Origin of the sequence: Caballeronia sp. ATUFL_M2_KS44, from assembly GCF_023630965.1 — a bacterium.
Classification (GTDB): domain Bacteria; phylum Pseudomonadota; class Gammaproteobacteria; order Burkholderiales; family Burkholderiaceae; genus Caballeronia; species Caballeronia concitans.
Genome location: NZ_JALQEA010000093.1, coordinates 1 through 283 on the forward strand (window position 1 = coordinate 1; position 283 = coordinate 283).

Genomic DNA, 283 nt, shown 5'->3' on the forward strand with positions numbered 1-283 from the left:
GGTGTCGGTGGCGAAAAGACTGCGCGTCTGACTCAGCGCCTCACGCGCCGATGCCGCGTCGAGCGTCGGCAATTGCGCCGTATGGCTGCCGAGCGATTCCATCATCAGCGACCAGCCGGGCGCGATGAGGCCGCCGGTGAACACGCCGTCGGCGCGCAGTGCTTCGAGCGTCGTCGCCGTGCCGAAGGTCGCGACCAGCAGATGCTCGCCCGGATACGCCGCGCGCGCTGCGATCATGCCGGCCCAGCGGTCGCTGCCGAGTCGGGCCGGATCGGCATAGGTG

Annotated in this window: 1 protein-coding gene; it reads right to left on the reverse strand. The window is 70.3% G+C overall.

Annotation, left to right across the window (positions count from 1 at the left end):
- Positions 1–283: type III pantothenate kinase (locus NCR39_RS29525; protein ID WP_250456325.1), on the reverse strand; the 283-nt coding region annotated here is incomplete at both ends.